The organism is Arthrobacter sp. 05N33_2 (genome assembly GCF_056397425.1).
In genome coordinates this window covers 17,078-35,096 of sequence record NZ_JBFTNJ010000022.1, presented here as the reverse complement: position 1 = coordinate 35,096, position 18,019 = coordinate 17,078, and the positions used below count along the sequence as shown (strand labels likewise).

The window sequence follows — 18,019 nt, the reverse complement described above, 5'->3', positions numbered from 1 at the left end:
GCCCGGCCACAGCTGGCGGGCGTCTGAGCCCCAACGAGCAGCTGACCTAGGCACTCTGCGAACCAAGCTCCTCAGCAACCTTCCGGGCACCGCGGACGGCGACGGCCACGCTCATCAGCGTGGGATTCATGGCCGTGGCCGTCGGAATGAGCGCATTTCCGCCCACCACCAGGTTGTTGTAGCCCCACACGCGTGACCAGGGATCCGCCACCGAGGTGCCGTCGTCGGTTTCACCCATGCGCATGGTGCCCTGGTAGTGCAGGCTCGAGCCGTTCGGCATGAGCCTGGGCTCGGCCACGAAGGCGCCCAGGGCCTTGCCGGCACGCCGCAGCCGCTCGGTTGCCTCGGCGATTTCCGCGTTTTCCCGTTCTGTGAGCGCATACTCGATTCTCATGTTGGGAAATCCCCGGTAGTCCGGCTCATTGTCGTCGAACGTGACGGCATCCTCGTAGCGCGGGTGCTTGCGCATGCCGTAGCCCATGTTGACGTAGCCCCAGCGGTTCTCGGAGTACGGGGTTCCCGGCTCCATTGGGAACGGCGTGGTCTCGGTGTACATCACCTGGACGGAGAAGGGGTGTTCCGGCTCTGAGAACGGGATGCGGTTGACCGCCGCGACGGGGTCTGCCGGGTTCAGTGCGCGCCGGGCCAGCTCGGCCTTAAGGTCCTCTTCGGTGGCGTACCGCCCCATCCTTTCGGCGTCCAGCGCCACCGTGGAGATGACCACGGGATGCTCGGTCAGGTAGTGGCCGAGGGCCTGCGGCCGCACACCGGATGCCCAGAGGAGCTGCGGGGAGCGGAAGGCATCGGCGGCCACCACCACGATGTCTGCTGCCACGAATGACTTCTCCCCGGTGCGGAGGTCCTCGACGGTGACACCGGTGACCCGGTGTCCGTCCAGTTCCACGCGGCGGACCAGGGTGAGGTCACGGAGTTCGAACTGCTTCGAGAGCGGGCTGTCCTTGTCGATCAGCGGGCCGAGGACGACGTCGGCCCCCGCCCAGCGCACGGAGCCGTCGGGCTGCGGGTCCCCGGCAACCGGAAGGGTGCCCACGCCATACCCATCCGGCAGCTCCGCGCCGAACTCTTCATCGAGGAGGGTCCGAATGGCCTCACCAACGGCGGAGTCGGCAAACGCTGCGCTGTGGACGTGCAGCAGCTGCTTCGCGTCCTCAATCAGACCGTCCCATTCGTCGTCAGCTATGAAGGGGACTTTTTCACTGAAGGCGGGCGACGGCGTCGCGCAGGTCCAGTGCGCACCCTGGCCACCCACGTTGGTGGCCGCAGCCGCCGCGGGAAAACTCGGGGCGTGGGCGGAGCCCGCGCCGCCGAAGTCCAGAAGGTGGGTGCCCTGGCGGGCGGTGAACATGCCCTCGGTGACTGTGGCTGCCGGGATGCCGAGCGACTCCCGGTAAGCGCCGGCCTGCGGCCCCTGCGACATTTCGCGCGCACGAGCCTTTTCGCCAGGGTCGGCAATGTTGCGGACGCTTTCGCCGGGAACCTCCGTCACCTGCGGTCCGGCTTCGAACATCACCACCCGCGCGTTYGGGACCTGCTCGAGGAGCACCCGCGCATAGGTGGAGCCGATGGGCCCGCTGCCGACGATGGCGATGGTTGGGTTGGACATGATGTCTCCTTTGAAATCAGGCCGAAAGGGATTCGGAAGTTGTTTGGGGGGCGGGAACGGGTTCGTCGGAGAGGCGCCCGTGCGGAAGCAGGACCGCCGCGACTATTCCCACGGCGTACGTGGCCGCCAAGGCAATAAAGATGGGGGCGAAGACTGAGCCGTAGATCTGAGCCACGCTGGCCTGCACTGCCGGAGCGGCCCCTTTGACCAGTTGCGGGGTCAGGGTGGAAGCGTCCAGGCCCGCCGGCAAGAGGGCCGCCACGCCGAAGCCGATCACCCCGCCGATAATCGCCGTCGCCACTGTTGAGCCCACCTGCCGCACCAGGTTGATGGTCGCGGTGATGGTGCCGGTCTGGCTGGCGGGAACAGCTCCCTGGACCACAGTGACGATCAGGCTCATGAACGCGCCGGTGCCCATCCCAACAACGGCCATGACGATCATGGGAACCCACAGCGGAAGCCCGGCGGGCAGCACCGCCATCACAAAGAGTCCGGCGGCCCCCAACGATGTTCCCAGGATGGGGAAGATCCGGTACCGCCCCGTCCTGCTGGCCAGCCATCCGGTCAGCAGGTTGCTGGTCAGCATGCCGAACACGGTTGCGATGGGCACGAGCCCGGACACGGTGGCGGTGGTCTGGTACGCCATTTGGACGTATGTGGGCAAATAGGCGGTGATGGAGAAGAGGCCGACGCCGATAATCGCCGAGAGTGCGGTGCCTGCCGCGATGGTCCGGTTGGCGAAGAAATGCAGGGGGACGATGGGTTCGGGTGCGCGGCGCTCAACAAAGTAAAAGGCAACAAAGCCCAGCATGCTGACCGCGAGCGCGGCAGCGGTGGCGGGGCCCGCGCTGCGTTCTGCGGCCCAGGTGGCGGCGAGGACTAGGGCCACCAGTGCAGCGGTAAATACAGCCGCCCCGGCAACATCGAAGTGGCGGGGCATGGGGCCAGGCTCCAGGTGGGGAACGGCAACCAGGGCAAGGGCCAGGGCTGCAGCGCCCACCGGGATGTTGATCCAGAAAACCCACTGCCATCCCCAGTAATCGGTGATGGCGCCGCCGAGAACGGGTCCAACCAGGACCGCGATGGGGAAAGCTGCGCCAATGATGGCCATGTAGCGCGGACGTTCCCGCTGCGAGGTGACCCTGGCGATGATGGTCTGCGACATCAGCTGCAGGCCCGCGGAGCTCATCCCCTGCAGGACGCGCGCGGCGATAAGCCAGGCCATGTCCTGCGAGAAGCCGCAGGCAAGGGAGGCCGCCAGGAACATCACCAGCGAACCGAGGAAGATCCGGCGGGCTCCCAGGACATCACCTAGTTTGCCGAGCACCGGCAGCAGCACTGTGCTCGCGAGGGTGTATCCCACAACAACCCAGCTCATGAGCTTCAGCGCGCCCAGCTCACCCGCAACCGTAGCCAGGGATGTGGACACCACGGTGTGGTCCAGGGCCCCGAGGAACGAAACCGTGAGCAGGGAGATAACAAGGAGACGGAGTCTCAAAGGTGAAAGTGGCATAGTGATCTACCCGAACGATCGGGCCGTCGACGCGACGTATTGTGCTTCCGGCGCACCATCACGACGGAGAACGGGTTCGGAAGGAACCCCGGCGCCGTTACTCATGCTACCGCACTTTAGTTTGAAAGCAACAAAAGAATGCGTGAATTAGACGCCTGTGGCGGGCATTCCTTATGTAGCAAGCACGGCGCGCGTGAGGGACATGTCCTCGAGCAGCTCAGCCAGGTCCGTTCCGGGCTGACCGGAAGAGTGCGCCTCGATAGCCCGGCGCAGCGCCAGACGGGCTGATGATTCATAGCGCTCCGGAGCCCTTAGTGCCCCGTCCCCCGTGGACGTCTCCAGCCGCGTCAGCCCGGCCTGCTGGTCCACGGTGACTTCGGTTCGCACCTCGCCGAGGCCCAGCACCTGAAGCAGGCCGTCGGCGTGAAGGCCCGCTGCCGCCGTCGCCCCCAGGGTGACGGGTATTGCCGCGCCCGCGGATCCCCCTGAATCCAGCAGAGCAATCCTGGCTTGCGCCGTGGCACTGCACACCTGGAGCGTCAACGGGCCCCGGACCAGTGACCGGGCCCAGCCCAAGCCGTCGCGGATTACCGCTTCAAGACCTGCCGCGGGAGCAGCGCACTCGACGGTGACGATCCGGGCCGGCCTGCCTCGTCTGGCCCGGAGGGCATCGGCAACCACATCCGGGCGCAGCCGGGGACGCTCAACGATGACCGGGATGTCACCGGGCCACGGGTAGGCTCCGATTCCTTTCTGCGGGAGCTCAGCAGGGTCCGCAACCACCACGGCCGCCGCTCCCCTGGCCCGGGCGTCCAGCATGCCCTGCCACCAATCGCCGGATCCAGGCACCACAGCCACCGCCCCACTGACGTCTCCGGTGAGTGCAGCGCTGACGGAAAGCTCGGCGACAGCCGCGACATAGGAGGGCAACACCGTGAAGATGCCGAGCCCTGGATCTGCCGAACTCATTGCGACACCCCTTCCAGAACCTTGGCTGCGGCAGCATCGGCCAGGTCGATTGCAAAGTGCGAGTCAGCCAGCAGCTCGTCGTACTCCACCGGGACCCCGCCTTCAAGGAGCGAGGCAAGCAGGCGCCACTCAGCCACATAGCCGTCTTCCGGATCCCGCCTGTACTCCGTCCACTGCCCGTCCGTGCTTCGCACCCGGGTGGCCGCGCTTCCGGCATGGACAAAGGCGGGCGGGAAATTCACCTCGATGCGGTCGTGGGAGGTGGCGATATTCATCCTCCAGAGGGCATCCGGTCCTTCCGGAAGCATGGTAAGCGCCAACTGGACCAGGATTCCGCCGGCCCGATACCCCACAAGGTAGCCGACTGGCGGAGCGACCCTGGCGTAGACGACCTCGTCGATGCCTGGCGCGATGTCCCTCACGGCCGGGAGATCATGGATCGCAAGACCGGTCAGCAGCTGCCGCAGGACGCCGGCCGCAACCGCAGGACTGTCGAGGTCCAGGCGTCCCCTCCGGGCGGCCTGGAAAGGGCCGCCCTCGGCGACCAGCCGGTGGTACCTGTCATTCGGCGGGAGCGCCAGCGTCACGGAGATCGCCTGCACCCGGCCCGCGAGGGCCACAAGATGATGCCTGGCCCGCCCCCACGCGGCGTCAAACAGGTGGTTCGTCCCCACCAGAAGGACCGTTCCCGCGAGCCGGCAGGCAGAGATGACTTCGTCGGCTTCTTCCCTGCTGGTGGCCAACGGCTTCTCGCAAAAGATTGCAGGCTTCCCCGCGGCTACAGCCGCCAGGATTTGGCGGGCATGTTCAGCGGGCGGGCTGCAGATGGCCACCAGGTGGACAGCCGGGTCCGCAAGCAGGTCCGCCTCCCCCACTGACCACCGGGCACCAAGCCTTTCGGCCAGGCCCTGGGCGCGCCCACTTCCCGCATCGGCAATGTGCACCACCTTGAACAGCTCCGCCAGGCGCCCCAGCACCGGCAGATGCAGGGCCGCGACGCCCGGCCCGGCCCCAAGAACTCCTATATTCCAAGGCATCGTCGCCCTCCCCTTTTGTCCTTATTATTCATAAGTGCGGAAATATCCGGCTATAGTCGCGTTCAACCCCACCTTAGTCCCCTCTTATGTGTGAGAATTGTGATCATGACGACAGAGTCCACACTCCGCTTTGGAGCACAAACGGATGAAGTGACGAGCCTGCTGAGGATCGTCAACCTGGTGCGAACGGGCGAGGCGACAACGCGCCCGGAAATCGGCAAGGTCACCGGGCTGGGCAGGGGCGTTGTCAGCCAGCGTGTGGACCAGGCCATTGAGATCGGCTTTCTCGGGGATGGAGAATTCGGCGCCTCCTCCGGTGGCCGCGCACCCCGGACCCTTCGCTTCCGCGCGGAGCAGGGCCGGATCGTCATATGTGCCCTCGGAGCCGCTCATATAAGGGTTGGCGTCACTGCCCTGGACGGCGACATCCTGGCACACACGCACCGCACCTGGGATATCGCCCAGGGCCCCGAGAAGACCATTGACGCCGTGATGGCGCTCGTTGACGACGTGCTGAAAARGGATCACCAAGTGCCCGTCTGGGGTGTGGTGGTGGGCCTCCCCGGCCCGGTTGACTTCGCCACGGGACAACCGGTGGCACCTCCGATCATGCCCGGGTGGAATGGATTCGATGTCCGCACACCCTTCGAGGACCGCTTTAACGCACCGGTGTGGGTGGATAACGACGTCAACCTGCTTGCCCTTGGTGAGCGCGCCCGGCGTCGCGAATCCCTCGCGAACCTCATCTATTGCAAGATCGGTTCGGGCATCGGTGCCGGCCTGCTGTCCCAGGGCAGGATCCACCGCGGCGCCAACGGCGCGGCCGGCGACATCGGCCATGTCCGGGTTTCCGACTCCCATGCCCAATGCCGCTGCGGCAAGATCGGCTGTCTCGAAGCGGTGGCCAGCGGCTGGGCCCTGGTCAGGGACGCGGAAGAGGCTGTCAGGGAAGGCACCCACAGCTCCCTGGCTCCGCTGGCAAAAAAGGGGACACTGACCCTCGAGGAGATCACCCTCGCGGCCCAGGCCGGGGACCCGCTGGCCATCACACTGATTCAAAAGTCGGCCCGGGTAGCGGGTGAGACCATTGCAGCCCTGGTGAACATGTTCAACCCCGGAATCATCGTCATCGGCGGGGCCATGGGATCGGCTGGCGAAGTGTTCCTGGCCGAAGTGCGCCAGCGGGTCTACGAACTGTCCCTGCCGCTCGCCACCCGCGACCTCACCATCACTTTGTCCGTCAACGATGAGCGCGAACCCCTGCGCGGAGGAGCCGAGCTGGCGCGCGAGCAGCTGTTTGATGTCACCTTCCCGCGCTGGTTTGCTGACGGCAGGCCCTCACCGGAACGGCACGCCGTTCCCGCCTAGGGTCCACTGCGTGGCCTGGGCATAGCCGCTCAGGCCACGTCGCGGGAGACGCTGGGTACCGGCGCCCGGTCAAGCTCCAGCTGGGCCTCCAGATGGAACGGCAGGACCAGCGGCGAACCGGGACGCGCCTGAAGGTAGGGCACCAGCAGCTGGAAGTCGACGGCGATGGCGTGCACCCCGCGGGAAAGCTCGCGCCTGCCGGCCAGGACCAGCCTGTCCTGCACGAACCACCACCCGGACTCCGCCTGCAATGCGTCCGCACGCACGCGCCGGGCCCCCATTACCACCGCCAACTCCCCTGGTGCCACCGGGATGCCGTCGAGCTCAACTGCGAGCTCAGCCACGCCGGAAAGGGGCATTGAGCGGATCCATGACAGGCCGAGCCGGAGTTCAAAGCCTTCCGGCGTGGCCGTCAGCGCATCTTCGCGCAAAGCGGTTTGCAACATGGCTTCCGTCCTTTATCCTAAAAGTGACATAAGTTTGTCATTAACAAGCATAAATGGGAAGGCATCACATGGCCCCCGCACTTCCTGAGAACTGGACCCTCTGCGCCAGCTCGTTCAACTGGACTCCGGAGATCACGGCAGCCCGCCGGACAGCCTCGGACGTTGTGATTGGCATCGCGGATTCCGTGACGAAGACAATAGAGCTCGAACCTGGGCTGCTGTGGCGGTCCTTCCCCGCTCCGCAGGACGCCGAGGTGGACGAACTGCGGGATTCGCTGGCCGCAAGAGGGGGACGCGTCAGCATCGTTGGCGCCAGCCTCGACGACTTCACGTCCCCAACCGACCGCCGCTCGTTGCAGGAGCGCCTGGACTTCCTGGTCCCCCAGCTCAGCGCCGCCAGCCGAGTGGGTGCCCGCGGGATCCGGTTACCGATCGGACAGGCGGGCACGGAACTGCTCACGATGCTGCAGCCGCTGCTGCATGAACTCGATCTGGTGCTGTACGAAGAAATCCAAGGGCAGCAGACTCCAAACAACCCTTCGGTGGCACCAGCCCTGGATGCGATAGCCGGGCTGGCAGATGAGCGCGTTCGGGTACTCGTTGACATCAGCATGCTCATGCCGGCCCTTCCCGTCACGTACCTTCATGAGTTGCGGCAGGGCGGCGTTCCTTCCGATCTTCTGGCGCGCCTGGAGAATGACTGGCGCGATCCCGCCACCCTCGATGCCGTTACCGCCCTGCTCCGCGCAGGGAAGGTTCCGCCGCGCATCCACACGCTCTTCATGAACCTGCTCATCCGCTTCGGCCGCAGTGACGCCGCAGACCTGCAGGGCATCCTCCCCCTGGTGGGCGCCTTCCATCTGAAGTTCTGGGATCTGGACGACGACGGCGGCCGGGTTTCCCAGCCGCTGCATGACCTCGGCAGCCTGCTGCGCGGGACCGGCTTCACGGGCACGCTGACCAGCGAATGGGGCGGCCACGAGTGGCTCCAGGACGACCCAACGGAGATGACGCGGAGTCACCTGGCCCTGGCGGGGGCAGCCCTCGCAGAGCCAGCAGCAGTGGAGCCGGCACCAGCGGCCCGGGCTGCCCTCTGACCGATATAAAACGCTGACCGGATACAAGAAGCTCATGGCACAAGTGAGGCCGGCCCCGCGGGGCCGGCCTCACTTGTCTGCGAATTATTTCGTGCTGAATGCGGCGTCGAAAGCTGCGGCGGAGGGTTCATAGCCGGAGAGCCGGCGCACGAAAGCCAGAGCCTCGGGGGCGCCCTTCAGCCGGTCCATTCCGGCGTCCTCCCACTCCACGGACAGCGGCCCGCGGTAGTCGATGGCGTTCAGCATCCGGAACGCATCCTCCCACGGCACGTCGCCGTGGCCGGTGGAGATGAAGTCCCAGCCGCGGCGCGGATCAGCCCAGGGCAAATGGGAGGAGAGCCGGCCGTTGCGCCCGTTGGACAGGCGTTTCTTCGTGTCCTTGCAGTGCACATGGTAGATCCGGTCCTTGAAGTCCCACAGGAACCCCACAGGGTCGATGTCCTGCCACACCATGTGGCTCGGGTCCCAGTTCAGGCCAAAGGCCTCGCGGTGCCCGATCGCCTCGAGGGCGCACTGCGTTGTCCAGTAGTCGTAAGCGATCTCTGACGGGTGCACCTCATGGGCGAACCGGACGCCCACCTCGTCAAAGACATCGAGGATGGGGTTCCACCGGTCGGCAAAATCCTGGTAGCCGGCGTCGACCATCTTTTCGGAGGCGGGCGGGAACATCGCCACGTACTTCCAGATGGACGATCCCGTAAAGCCGGTCACCGTTTTCACGCCCAGCTTTGCGGCGAGCCGTGCAGTGTTCTTCAGTTCCTCGGCGGCACGACGGCGGACCCCTTCAGGATCGCCGTCGCCCCATACGACGTCCGGCAGGATGCCGCGGTGCCGTTCGTCGATCGGGTCGTCGCAGACGGCCTGGCCCTTGAGGTGGTTGGAGATGGTCCACACTTTGAGGCCGTGGCGTTCAAGAATGTCCAGCTTGCCCTGCACATAGGCGTCGTCGTCCCAGCGCCAGGGATCCAGGTGGTCACCCCAGCAGGCGATCTCCAGCCCGTCGTAGCCCCACTCGCCGGCGAGCCGGGCCACCTCCTCGAACGGCAGGTCGGCCCACTGGCCGGTGAACAAGGTAATTGGTCGTGCCACGTACTTCCCCTCCTCAACTGGCCGGCACGGGAACGCCGGCAGCGACCCGTGTCCAGGCGGAATCATTTTCGGAACTGCGCTCGACAGCGTCGAGCACCCGCTGCACCCTCAGCCCGTCGGCGAACGACGAATGCGGGGCGGAGCCGCCCACGATGCCTTCCACGAACTCCTTGACCTGGTGGGAGAACCCGTGCTCGTAACCGAGCATGTGCCCTGCCGGCCACCACGCCGAAACGTAGGGATGCTCCGCTTCCGTGACCAGGATCTTCCGGAAGCCCTGGCGGTCCGCAGGGGCCGTGCGGTCGTAGAACTGGACGCTGTTGAGGTCCTCCAGGTCGAAGGCCAGGGCGCCCTTGTCCCCGGAAACCTCAATCTGCAGCGCGTTCTTCCGGCCGGTGGCAAACCGGGTGGCCTCGAACGACGCCAGCGCGCCGGATTCGAAGCGGCCCGTGAAGATGGCGATATCGTCCACCGTCACCTGGCCGGAGCCGACGCCGGCAGCGCCGGAAAGCCCGGTATCGGAAGGTCCGGAGCCTGAAGTGGAGCTTTTCAAAAGAGGCCGCTCCTTCACGATGGTGTCGATTACTCCGGATACCTTCTCCAGGTTCAGGCCGGTGACGAACTGGGCCAGGTCGATGGCGTGGGCGCCGATGTCCCCCAGGGCCCCCGAGCCGGCGTGTTCCTTCTGCAGGCGCCACGCCAGCGGCATCTCCGGGTCCACCAGCCAGTCCTGCCGGTAGGAGGCACGCACCTGGTTGATCGTGCCCACGGCGCCTTCGGCGATGAGGTTGCGGAGGAAGGTGACGGCCGGAACGCGGCGGTAGGTGAACCCGACCATTGCCTGGATGCCCCGGGCAGCCGCCCGTTCGGCAGCTTCGGCCATCGCTTCGGCTTCCGCCACGGTGTTGGCGAGTGGTTTTTCGCACAAAACGTGCTTCCCGGCCTCCAGCGCGGCGATCGCGATTTCGGCGTGGGAGTCGCCGGGGGTGACGATATCGACGACGTCGATATCGTCACGGGCGATCACGTCCCGCCAGTCTGTTGCTGACTCGGCCCAGCCCCACTTGCTGGCAGCGGCGGCGACCGCTTCAGCGTTACGGCCGACGATAACCGCCATTTCCGGCTCGGCAGGCAGGCCGAATACCCGCGGCGCCGTCCGCCAGCCTTGGGAGTGGGCAGCACCCATGAAGCCATAACCGATCATGGCCACGCGCAGGGTTTTCATGCGAGCACCACTGTCCGTTCAACCGCGACGCGGTTGCCCACGTAACGCATCGGCGCGATCTGCATATACAGCAGGCGCAGGGTGAGGATGACCTCGACGTCGATCTCCTCGCCGGCGTCGGGGACGCGGTCCAGCCGGATGATCACGTCGGGCTTGTCTGCGACGAACCACAGGGTTTCCCATTGCTCCGGGAGTTCAGCTATGGAGTAGGACTTGTCCTGCAATTCGAAGCGGAGGGACTCCTTGGGAATCTCCACGCCATTGACCGTTGCAACGACGTCGTCAACGGCGGACAGCCAGAGGCTGCGGTACCAGGGCAGCTGCACCGATACGGCAATCCCCTCGGGGTGCCTGCGGACGTCGGTGTCCTGGAACAGGGAATTGTGAGTTGCCATGGCTTTCCTTACTTAACAGTCTCGACCAGGGTCGCGTGGGAGTCGGATGCATTTGGATCAGCGGCTTCTTCGATGGCATGCCGCATCAGCGTGTGCTGCTTCTTGACGAGGTCGATCGGATCGGATTCGCCCAGGTCGGCGAACGCGTGGCCCTCCCACTCGCTGGACAGGTAGCCCTGGTAGCCGCCCTTGACGAACTGGCGCACAATGCGGGGAATGTCCATCGCGGGTTCATTGCCGTGTTCGTCGATGTCGTAGAACTTCGCGTGGACATGGAAGATCTGCGGCATGATATCCAGCCATTCCTCCGGCGGAACCAGTCCGTGCATGTTGAACGCCAGCCGGGTGAAAGGACCAAGGCGCGCGGGGTCGAAGTTGTTGGCGTTCAGGTAGTCCTCGAACTCCTGGTTGCGTTCCTGCATCGGCAACGGCTTGCGCCAGATGTCCTGCATGACGGCAAAGTGCTCCTCGGGCAGCCCCATTTGCGTCAACGTGCGGAAGAGGGTCGGGGAAAGGCTGTGCATCGTCGAGCTGAAGTCTGCGGTGAAACCGAGCCGGTCGCTTCCCAGTTCCTCGTACATCTCGCGGATCTGCAGGATCTTGGGATCGTTCGGCCCCTGCGGCGCGTGAATTTCGTAGCCGAGCTTCTGGTCGTATTTCTCGGCCAGGGGAAGCAGCCGGCGGAGCAATTCCTTGCCCGCGGAGCGGATCACCACGCGGTGGAAACCAAGCTTGTTGGCCGTGTGCAGCTGCGCGGCGAAGAAGTCGTACTCCTCATCGGGTGTCATGTCCCGGTCCTTGCGGCGGCCCATGTCCAGGTTGGTGCCCACTGCGCTGGGGGTCAGGCCGTAGCGGTCCATGCTGTCGCGCCACAGGCGGACGAAGTCGTCGTCGACGTCCGGGTAGGTGCGCAGCATCTGGGCGATGTTGAACTCAACCCCCGGGCCGAGGCCTTCATCTGCAACAGCTTTGATCAGCGTCTCAGGGGTGTAGAGCCCGGCGGCGAACTCGGAGGTGAGCGAATAGAGGGTAATGCCAAGCTCGATGCCCGAGCCTGCGATGCCTTCTGACATAATTTCTGGTTCCTTCGTTGTCAGCCGCGGACGGGCTGGGCGAGATGGCTATTGAGGATGCGGCGGGCTTCTGAAGGGTCGGTGATCATGGCCGAACCGGCGTTGGCGGCCGCTGAGCGCTGGACTGCCTGCTCGCCGCGGATAATGTCGAACGGGTCCTGCCAGTTGTTCCAGTGCCAGCCTTCGTATTCGCTGGAGATTGCGCCGGAGTAGCCGTGCTCAACCAGTTGCCGGACAAGGCTCCGAACCGGCACCGAGGGCTCTTCGCCGGTCTCGTCGATGCCGAAGAACTTGCCGTGCACGTGGCGGACCCAAGGCATGATCTCCAGCCAGGTGTCCAGCGGGGCAGGACCGAAAAGCCCTGTTCCGTTGATGGCGAAGTCAATGCCAAGGTCGGGCCGGCCGTTCCGGGCGGCCAGGCCGATGAAGGCACCGAAGCGTTCACCGTGAACCTTTTGCGTGTTTGGCGGTCCGTCGACGTAGAAACCATTCCACAGGTCAACCACCTGTCCGAGAAGTTCCTCCGAAGCACCACGGCGGCGGTAGGCCTCCAGCAGGGAGGGCGCAAAGCCGGTAACGGTGGCACCCCAGTCGGCGGTGAAGCCGAGCAAGGGGGAATTGAGTTTCTCGTAGCGGTCGCGAAGGGCCAGGACACGCTCGTGGGCGCCGTGCTGGTCCGCGTGGACTTCGAGGGCCAGGGTGACGCCGTACTTCTCGGCCACGGGCAGCAGGCTTTCCATGGCGTCCGGAGTCAGGGAGATCTGCACCCGGGCGATCGGGAAGCCGAGCCTGGCGGCTACTTCGATCTGCTTGCGCATGTATTCGACAAGCTCGTCATGGTTCATCAGCCGGTCGCGGCGGATACCGGTGTCAACGTTGACTGCGAGCGAGGTGGGGACCAGGTCCACTTCCTCAACAAGATCGCGGAACTGGCCCACGAAGTTGTCATCGATCCGGTCCGGGAAGCCGCGCAGGCTGGAGAATCCGATGACTTCGAGCCCTGGGCCGAAGCCTTCGGCCGCTACTTTGCGGATCAGGCCATCGAGGTCGTACTGCCGGGCGTGGAAGGCCCGGGTGAAGCTGTAAAGGGTGACGCCCTGGATCGGCGTGCCGAGGCTGGTCATCGCTGTCCCACCTTCATGGTCTTGGTGTCGTGCTCTTCGATGTGCAGCACGCCGTGGTCGGTGATGATGTAGGGGATGTAGAGCTTCAGGTCCACCCTGACCTCGTGCTCGGTCCGGCTGTCCGGGACGGGAAGGTCGCCCGAAAGGACTGCCGAGTCCAGCGGGAACCACCATTCGCCGGTCTCGTCCACGAGTTCCTCGAAGCTGAAAGTGCGGTTGTTCATGGTCCAGCGCAGTGAGCCCTCGGGGGCGGCGACGCCGTCCACTGTCAATGCAGCTCCAGCGATGCAGGAACCCGGCAGGGCCCGGTACCAGGGGATGCGGACTTCGACGGCGGTACGGCCGTCCTGGGTGATCAGTGTTCCCTGCTCGATTATGCGGTCGGCGATCATCGAGACCTCCTTGTCTGCGGCATGCCTTGCCTGTGGTTGAACGAAATAGCAGCGGCATCGCACCACTTATTCATTATTTAGTCAGTCTATTGTCTGATTCAGACATAAGTAAAGAGCTGTTGAGTTCTTCTCTGAGTTTCCGGGCGCCGCGCACTGCGAGCGCCACAGCGGTCAGCGTGGGATTGCAGGCCGTGGCGGTGGGAATGACGCCGTTGCCGGCCACGAAGAGGCCGGGGACCTGCCACACCTGGCTGTCGGGCGAACACACGCTCTCGCCGTCGTCCCTTGCACCCATCCTGGTTGTGCCCTGATAGTGAAGCGARGCGCCGGGCGGCATGACGAACGGACGCTCGTCGAGCGGTTCACCCACCGCCTTGCCCAGGCGGACAATTTCCTGCTTGGCGCGGTCCAGTACCTCGTGATCCCGCCCTGTGAGGCGGTAGTGGATGCGCATGGCGGGCATCCCGTACGAGTCGCGGACACCGTCGTCGAACGCCACCCGGTCCTCGCGCTGCAGATCCTTGGCGCAGAACAGGCCAAGCCCCACGATAGAGCCCGGGACAACGGGGTCATCGTCGGCCAAGGGAACCGGTGAGGCATCCAGTTGCATGATCTGGCCGTGGAAGGGTGCCCCGTCCGTGTAGGGAACCCAGGCAACTCCGCTCTGCTCACTGAGCGCGCCGTTGGCGGCTGCCCGGCCCTGCGGAGCCGTGACATCGCGCAGCCTGCTCGCGAACACTACCTGCGCCTGGTCGTTGAGGTAGCGGCCCAGGGCGTCGGGCCGGATCCCGGAAGCCCACAGCAGCTGCGGCGTGCGCAGGGCATCCGCACCCACCACAACGTAGCGGGCGGTCACCTGATGGGTTTCGCCGCTGCGGCGGTCCTGGACTTCGATGCCGGCAGCAGCGCCATCCTCCAGGAGCACACGCGTTACCAGCGACTCATCAAAGAGTTCAAACTGCGGATTTTCGCGGGTCACATCCCCCATCACGACGTCGGAACCTGACCAGACCAGGCCGCCGTCCTCCCGCCGGTGTACAGCAAGAGGCATGGGCTGGACGCGGTAGGCGGTGCCACGGCCCGCGTCCACGGCGGCGGCGAGTCGTTCCCGGACGAGGTCAGAGAACGGAGCCCCGTCAAAGGCGCGGGTGGTCACCCCCAGCAGCCGGTCGGCGTCCTCAAGAAGCTCTTCAAGGTCCGGCAGGAACGGAATGCGCTCTTTGCCGCCCGGGCGGGGGCAGGCAGCGGTCCAGTGAGCGGCCATGCCGCCCACGTTGCTGGACATGGCGGCAACGGGCATCCCGTCCTCGCCGGGGAAGACGTAGCCATCCTGGAGCAGGTAGGTGCCGGGCCTGGCCCTTCGCTCCCCGCTTTTGACCGCGCCGGGTGAGTTCACCGTTTCGGCACCTGCACCGGGGCCTTCCGATGCCCGCTGCGCGAGGCTGCGGCGTTCAGGATCCTCAATGTTCTTGACGTGCGCCCCGGGTGGATTGCTGACCGTGGGGCCCACCTCGAACATGGCGATGGTGGCACCAGGAGCTTCCTCGCTGAGGATCCGCGCGTATGCCGATGCCGTGGGGCCGCTGCCGACGATGGCGACGTCGACCGCAACGGGATACCGGTTACCGCTCACCATCCCGCCACCAGTTCCTGGATGCGCCGGACGGACTTCGCCGAGTCGATCGTCGGATAGTACTCGAGCCCGATGGGGCCGGCATACCCGCTGTTCCCCAGGTCCRTGAGCCGGGCGTGCCAGTCGATGGATCCCGAGCCGGGTTCGCCGCGCCCCGGCGCATCGGCGATCTGAACATACTTGATGAGGCCGCCGGCGTTGGCGAGCTCGGCGGCCACGTCCTCGCCCTCGACCGTGGAGTGGTAGAGGTCGTAGAGAACGCCGAAGTTGGGCGAGTTGACGCCCTTGGCGACATAGACGGCTTCCGAGGTCCGGTCCAGGAGGGCTCCCGGGTGGTCAACCCTGACGTTGACCGGTTCGAGGACCAGGGTGATGCCGGAACCCTCGATGTGCGCGACGCCTCGGGTGAAGATCTCGATCAGTTCGTCCAGCTGGTCCTGCCGCTTGCGGCCGCCGAATCCGGTACCGCTGCCCACTACCATCCGGGGGCAGCCGAGCTGCTGTGCCACTTCGACGCCGGCGTCCAGCCCGGTGTAGAAAGCATCGTGGTTGCGGGGCGGGATCATGAACTGCATACGCGGTTCCGCCAGTTGGGAGGTGAGCTGGACTCCGGTTTCCTCGAGTGCGTGCTTCAGGGCAGGAATGTCTTTGCCCGTTGGGCCCCACATTTCGACGGCGTCGAAGCCGGCTGCTGCCGCCGCGCGAACCCGGTCGGCAGCACTTTCGCCTGCTTCGGCGAACAAAAGGTCGATATTGGGCGAAAGTTGAAACATGGATGTCTCCTAGGGAATTAAGATGGTGGTCTAAAACATGGGGTGGTCGTGGACCGGGTGCTCGGGAACCGGCTGAAGCACGTCCCAGTGCTCAACAATCCGCCCGTTTTCGAAGCGGTAAATGTCTGCGACGGCGGCGTCGGGACGCCCGGGACCTGAAGCGCGCACATGCACCAACGCCAGGTCACCGTCCACCAGGATGCGCTGAACCTCGAACCGGGAGTCTGGCGATCCGTCGAACTTCGGCGTCAGCATTCTTACTGCCGCCTCAGGCCCGTCAGGAATGGTCGGGTTGTGCTGCCGGTAGTCGTCGGCCACAAGGAAGTCGAAGGCTTCACGCACCCGTTTTTGGGTGTAGAAGATCTCCACGAAGCGCTCGAACGCTGCGCGGTTGTCAACCATCGCGGGTCAGCCCTTCAGGCCGCCGGAGAAGCCCTGGATGAACCGTTTCTGCGCGAACAGGAACAGCGCCAGGATGGGAATCATGGAGACGATCACTATCGCGAAGATCGAGTTCCACTGGGAGACCAGGGAGCCGATGTAGTAGTACATGGCCACCGGCAGCGTCTGGTTGGCGGAGCCGCCCAGGAAGATCAGCGACGTGAAGAAGTCGTTCCACACGATGAGCCCGGCGAAGATGGTGACCGTTCCCGTGGCTGGCGCCATCATGGGGAACACCACCTTGGAGAAAATCTGGGATTTGCTCGCGCCGTCGATGGTGGCCGCTTCTTCGTAGTCCGTGCCGAGGCCGCGGAAGAAGTTTGCGTAGAGGAAGATCGACAACGGCAGGAGCATGCCCGTGTAGAGGATGATCAGGCCCCAAGCGGATCCGGTGAGCCCAAGGGCCCGTGCACCCATGTAGAGCGGGACGGCGCCGAGCTGGCCGGGGAGGATGATGGCGATCAGGAAGAGGTAATACGCGCCCTTGCTCCAGCGTCGGGTGCTGCGGGAGATGACATATCCGGTGATGGAACCGAGTGCGATCAGCCCCACGATGCTGCCTGCGGTGATGATGGCGCTGTTGACCAGGCCCATCACCACGTTGGAGTTGCCGGTGGCGGTGAGGACGTCGATGAAGTTGCTGAAGTCGGGGCTTGTTGGCGGAGCCAGGGCCGAGGTGGTGAACAACTCGTTGTCCGGCTTCAGGGCAGTTGTCACCAGGAAGTAGAACGGTGCGAGGAACACCAGGGCCAGCGCCCAGAGGCCGACTTCGCGGAGCAGGGTGAGTTTGGTGTAGCGGAACATGGCTTAGTCCTCAGGGTTCGAACGCGTCAGCCGCTGCTGGAGAACGGCGAAGATCAGGATGATGGCGGCGAGCACCAGGGCCAGGGCGGCACCGCCCCCGAAGTTCCCGAGCGCAAAGGCCTGCTTGTAAACCAGCGTGGCCAGCGTTTCCGTCGCTCCGGCAGGTCCGCCGCCGGTGAGCGCCATGATGGGATCGAAGACGCGCAGCCCCTGGACGATTCCCAGCGTGGTGGCGATGGCGACGGCGGGGCGGATGGCGGGCAGCGTAACGTTGCGGAACCGCTGCCACAGATTGGCACCGTCAATGGCCGCCGCCTCCTCCACTTCCACGGGGACACCGGCCAGGCCGGCCATAAAAATCACCATGGCAAAGCCGGTGGAAGACCAGACCAGCACCACCAGCACGGTCCAGATGGCCCACTGCGGGTCGGCCAGCCACGGCTTGGCCTGGTCGCCGGCGCCTATTGCCGTAAGGAAGGCATTGAGCGGACCGTCGAAGTCGAAGATGTATTTCCAGATGTAGGCCGTGGCTAGCGGGCTGAGCACCACCGGCATGAAGAAGAGGGTCCGGAGGATGTAGCGCGTCTTGACGACGCGGTTCAGGCCCAGCGCAATGACCAACCCGGCGATGTTGCCCAGGAGAACCGAGCCAAAGGCCAGAAAGAGGGTGTTGAAGAGGGCTCCGAGTTTCGTGGGGTCCTTGAAGATGGCCTCAAAGTTTGTCCAGCCCGTGATTTTGAACGAGCCGATGCCCGTCCAGTTGGTAAAGGCGAAGAATCCGCCGATTCCGGTTGCCACGTAGTGGATGGCAAACACCAGGGCGATCCCGGGCAGCGCCCACCACCAGTGCCCGAACTGCATGGGCCCCCGCCGGGGACGGGTGTTCTCACCCGCCCCCGGCGTCCGCTTGCCTCGCCGGGGTGCTTCAGCTGCTTCGCTTTTCGGTTGCATCGTCGCAGTCATTGGTATTCCTTGCTTGTCCCTTTGAGTCGTCGGAACGTTGATGGTCAAGAACT

General features: G+C 65.1%; 18 protein-coding genes. 2 read left to right on the top strand and 16 right to left on the bottom strand.

The annotated features are described in order from the left end of the window. Nucleotides 1-46: 46 nt before the first annotated feature. From AC1DHX_RS11470 to AC1DHX_RS11455, 4 genes are all read right to left on the bottom strand, one after another. Nucleotides 47-1,624 carry a GMC oxidoreductase gene (locus AC1DHX_RS11470; protein ID WP_476859974.1) on the bottom strand — a complete coding sequence of 526 codons (1,578 nt, stop codon included), beginning with the start codon at nt 1,622-1,624 and terminating at the stop codon, nt 47-49. 16 nt (nt 1,625-1,640) lie between these two features. Next, the gene (locus tag AC1DHX_RS11465) at nt 1,641-3,122 is read right to left on the bottom strand and encodes an MFS transporter (protein ID WP_476857617.1); all 1,482 of its coding nucleotides are present in this window, start codon (nt 3,120-3,122) and stop codon (nt 1,641-1,643) included. Between the two features lie 186 nt (nt 3,123-3,308). Continuing rightward, the gene (locus AC1DHX_RS11460) at nt 3,309-4,106 is read right to left on the bottom strand and encodes a hypothetical protein (protein WP_476859975.1); all 798 of its coding nucleotides are present in this window, start codon (nt 4,104-4,106) and stop codon (nt 3,309-3,311) included. Further along, entirely contained in the window at nt 4,103-5,143 is a 1,041-nt protein-coding gene (locus AC1DHX_RS11455) for a Gfo/Idh/MocA family protein (RefSeq protein ID WP_476859976.1), read from the bottom strand. The genes AC1DHX_RS11460 and AC1DHX_RS11455 overlap by 4 nt, the downstream gene beginning before the upstream one ends. A 105-nt stretch (nt 5,144-5,248) precedes the next feature. Here AC1DHX_RS11455 and AC1DHX_RS11450 point away from each other — a divergent pair, with 105 nt between their 5' ends. Next, nucleotides 5,249-6,511: an ROK family protein gene (locus AC1DHX_RS11450; RefSeq protein WP_476900047.1), complete on the top strand. Its 1,263-nt coding sequence runs from the start codon at nt 5,249-5,251 to the stop codon at nt 6,509-6,511. A gap of 29 nt (nt 6,512-6,540) precedes the next feature. Here the strand turns inward: AC1DHX_RS11450 and AC1DHX_RS11445 are convergent, their stop codons facing one another. Continuing rightward, a complete protein-coding gene (locus tag AC1DHX_RS11445; protein ID WP_476859977.1) occupies nt 6,541-6,957 on the bottom strand; it encodes a C-glycoside deglycosidase beta subunit domain-containing protein in 417 nt (138 codons plus the stop codon). A 68-nt stretch (nt 6,958-7,025) separates the two neighbouring features. Between AC1DHX_RS11445 and AC1DHX_RS11440 the strand changes: the two genes are divergently transcribed. Continuing rightward, on the top strand, nt 7,026-8,054 hold the full coding sequence (locus AC1DHX_RS11440) for an apurinic/apyrimidinic endonuclease family protein (RefSeq protein ID WP_476859978.1): 1,029 nt from the start codon (nt 7,026-7,028) through the stop codon (nt 8,052-8,054). Nucleotides 8,055-8,138: 84 nt separating this feature from the next. Here AC1DHX_RS11440 and AC1DHX_RS11435 read toward each other — a convergent pair whose 3' ends face one another. From AC1DHX_RS11435 to AC1DHX_RS11385, 11 genes are all read right to left on the bottom strand, one after another. Further along, the gene (locus AC1DHX_RS11435; RefSeq protein WP_476859979.1) at nt 8,139-9,143 is read right to left on the bottom strand and encodes a sugar phosphate isomerase/epimerase family protein; all 1,005 of its coding nucleotides are present in this window, start codon (nt 9,141-9,143) and stop codon (nt 8,139-8,141) included. Nucleotides 9,144-9,156: 13 nt separating this feature from the next. Next, nucleotides 9,157-10,368: a Gfo/Idh/MocA family protein gene (locus tag AC1DHX_RS11430; RefSeq protein WP_476859980.1), complete on the bottom strand. Its 1,212-nt coding sequence runs from the start codon at nt 10,366-10,368 to the stop codon at nt 9,157-9,159. Beyond that, nucleotides 10,365-10,763 carry a C-glycoside deglycosidase beta subunit domain-containing protein gene (locus AC1DHX_RS11425; RefSeq protein ID WP_476859981.1) on the bottom strand — a complete coding sequence of 133 codons (399 nt, stop codon included), beginning with the start codon at nt 10,761-10,763 and terminating at the stop codon, nt 10,365-10,367. The genes AC1DHX_RS11430 and AC1DHX_RS11425 overlap by 4 nt, the downstream gene beginning before the upstream one ends. An 8-nt stretch (nt 10,764-10,771) precedes the next feature. Further along, nucleotides 10,772-11,836, bottom strand: coding sequence for a sugar phosphate isomerase/epimerase family protein (locus tag AC1DHX_RS11420; protein ID WP_476849720.1), 1,065 nt, complete (start codon nt 11,834-11,836; stop codon nt 10,772-10,774). Nucleotides 11,837-11,856: 20 nt separating this feature from the next. After that, nucleotides 11,857-12,960, bottom strand: coding sequence for a sugar phosphate isomerase/epimerase family protein (locus AC1DHX_RS11415; RefSeq protein WP_476859982.1), 1,104 nt, complete (start codon nt 12,958-12,960; stop codon nt 11,857-11,859). Next, nucleotides 12,957-13,352 carry a C-glycoside deglycosidase beta subunit domain-containing protein gene (locus tag AC1DHX_RS11410; protein WP_476859983.1) on the bottom strand — a complete coding sequence of 132 codons (396 nt, stop codon included), beginning with the start codon at nt 13,350-13,352 and terminating at the stop codon, nt 12,957-12,959. The genes AC1DHX_RS11415 and AC1DHX_RS11410 overlap by 4 nt, the downstream gene beginning before the upstream one ends. A gap of 73 nt (nt 13,353-13,425) precedes the next feature. Further along, nucleotides 13,426-14,988 carry a GMC oxidoreductase gene (locus AC1DHX_RS11405; protein ID WP_476859984.1) on the bottom strand — a complete coding sequence of 521 codons (1,563 nt, stop codon included), beginning with the start codon at nt 14,986-14,988 and terminating at the stop codon, nt 13,426-13,428. Then, nucleotides 14,982-15,758: a TIM barrel protein gene (locus AC1DHX_RS11400; protein ID WP_476900046.1), complete on the bottom strand. Its 777-nt coding sequence runs from the start codon at nt 15,756-15,758 to the stop codon at nt 14,982-14,984. Before AC1DHX_RS11400 ends, AC1DHX_RS11405 begins: the two co-directional genes overlap by 7 nt. Nucleotides 15,759-15,788: 30 nt before the next feature. Continuing rightward, nucleotides 15,789-16,160 carry a nuclear transport factor 2 family protein gene (locus AC1DHX_RS11395; RefSeq protein ID WP_476849724.1) on the bottom strand — a complete coding sequence of 124 codons (372 nt, stop codon included), beginning with the start codon at nt 16,158-16,160 and terminating at the stop codon, nt 15,789-15,791. 6 nt (nt 16,161-16,166) lie between these two features. Continuing rightward, nucleotides 16,167-17,003, bottom strand: coding sequence for a carbohydrate ABC transporter permease (locus AC1DHX_RS11390; RefSeq protein WP_223913472.1), 837 nt, complete (start codon nt 17,001-17,003; stop codon nt 16,167-16,169). 3 nt (nt 17,004-17,006) lie between these two features. Next, complete coding sequence (locus AC1DHX_RS11385; RefSeq protein ID WP_476859986.1) at nt 17,007-17,966, bottom strand: carbohydrate ABC transporter permease; 960 nt, start codon at nt 17,964-17,966, stop codon at nt 17,007-17,009. Nucleotides 17,967-18,019 lie beyond the last annotated feature (53 nt).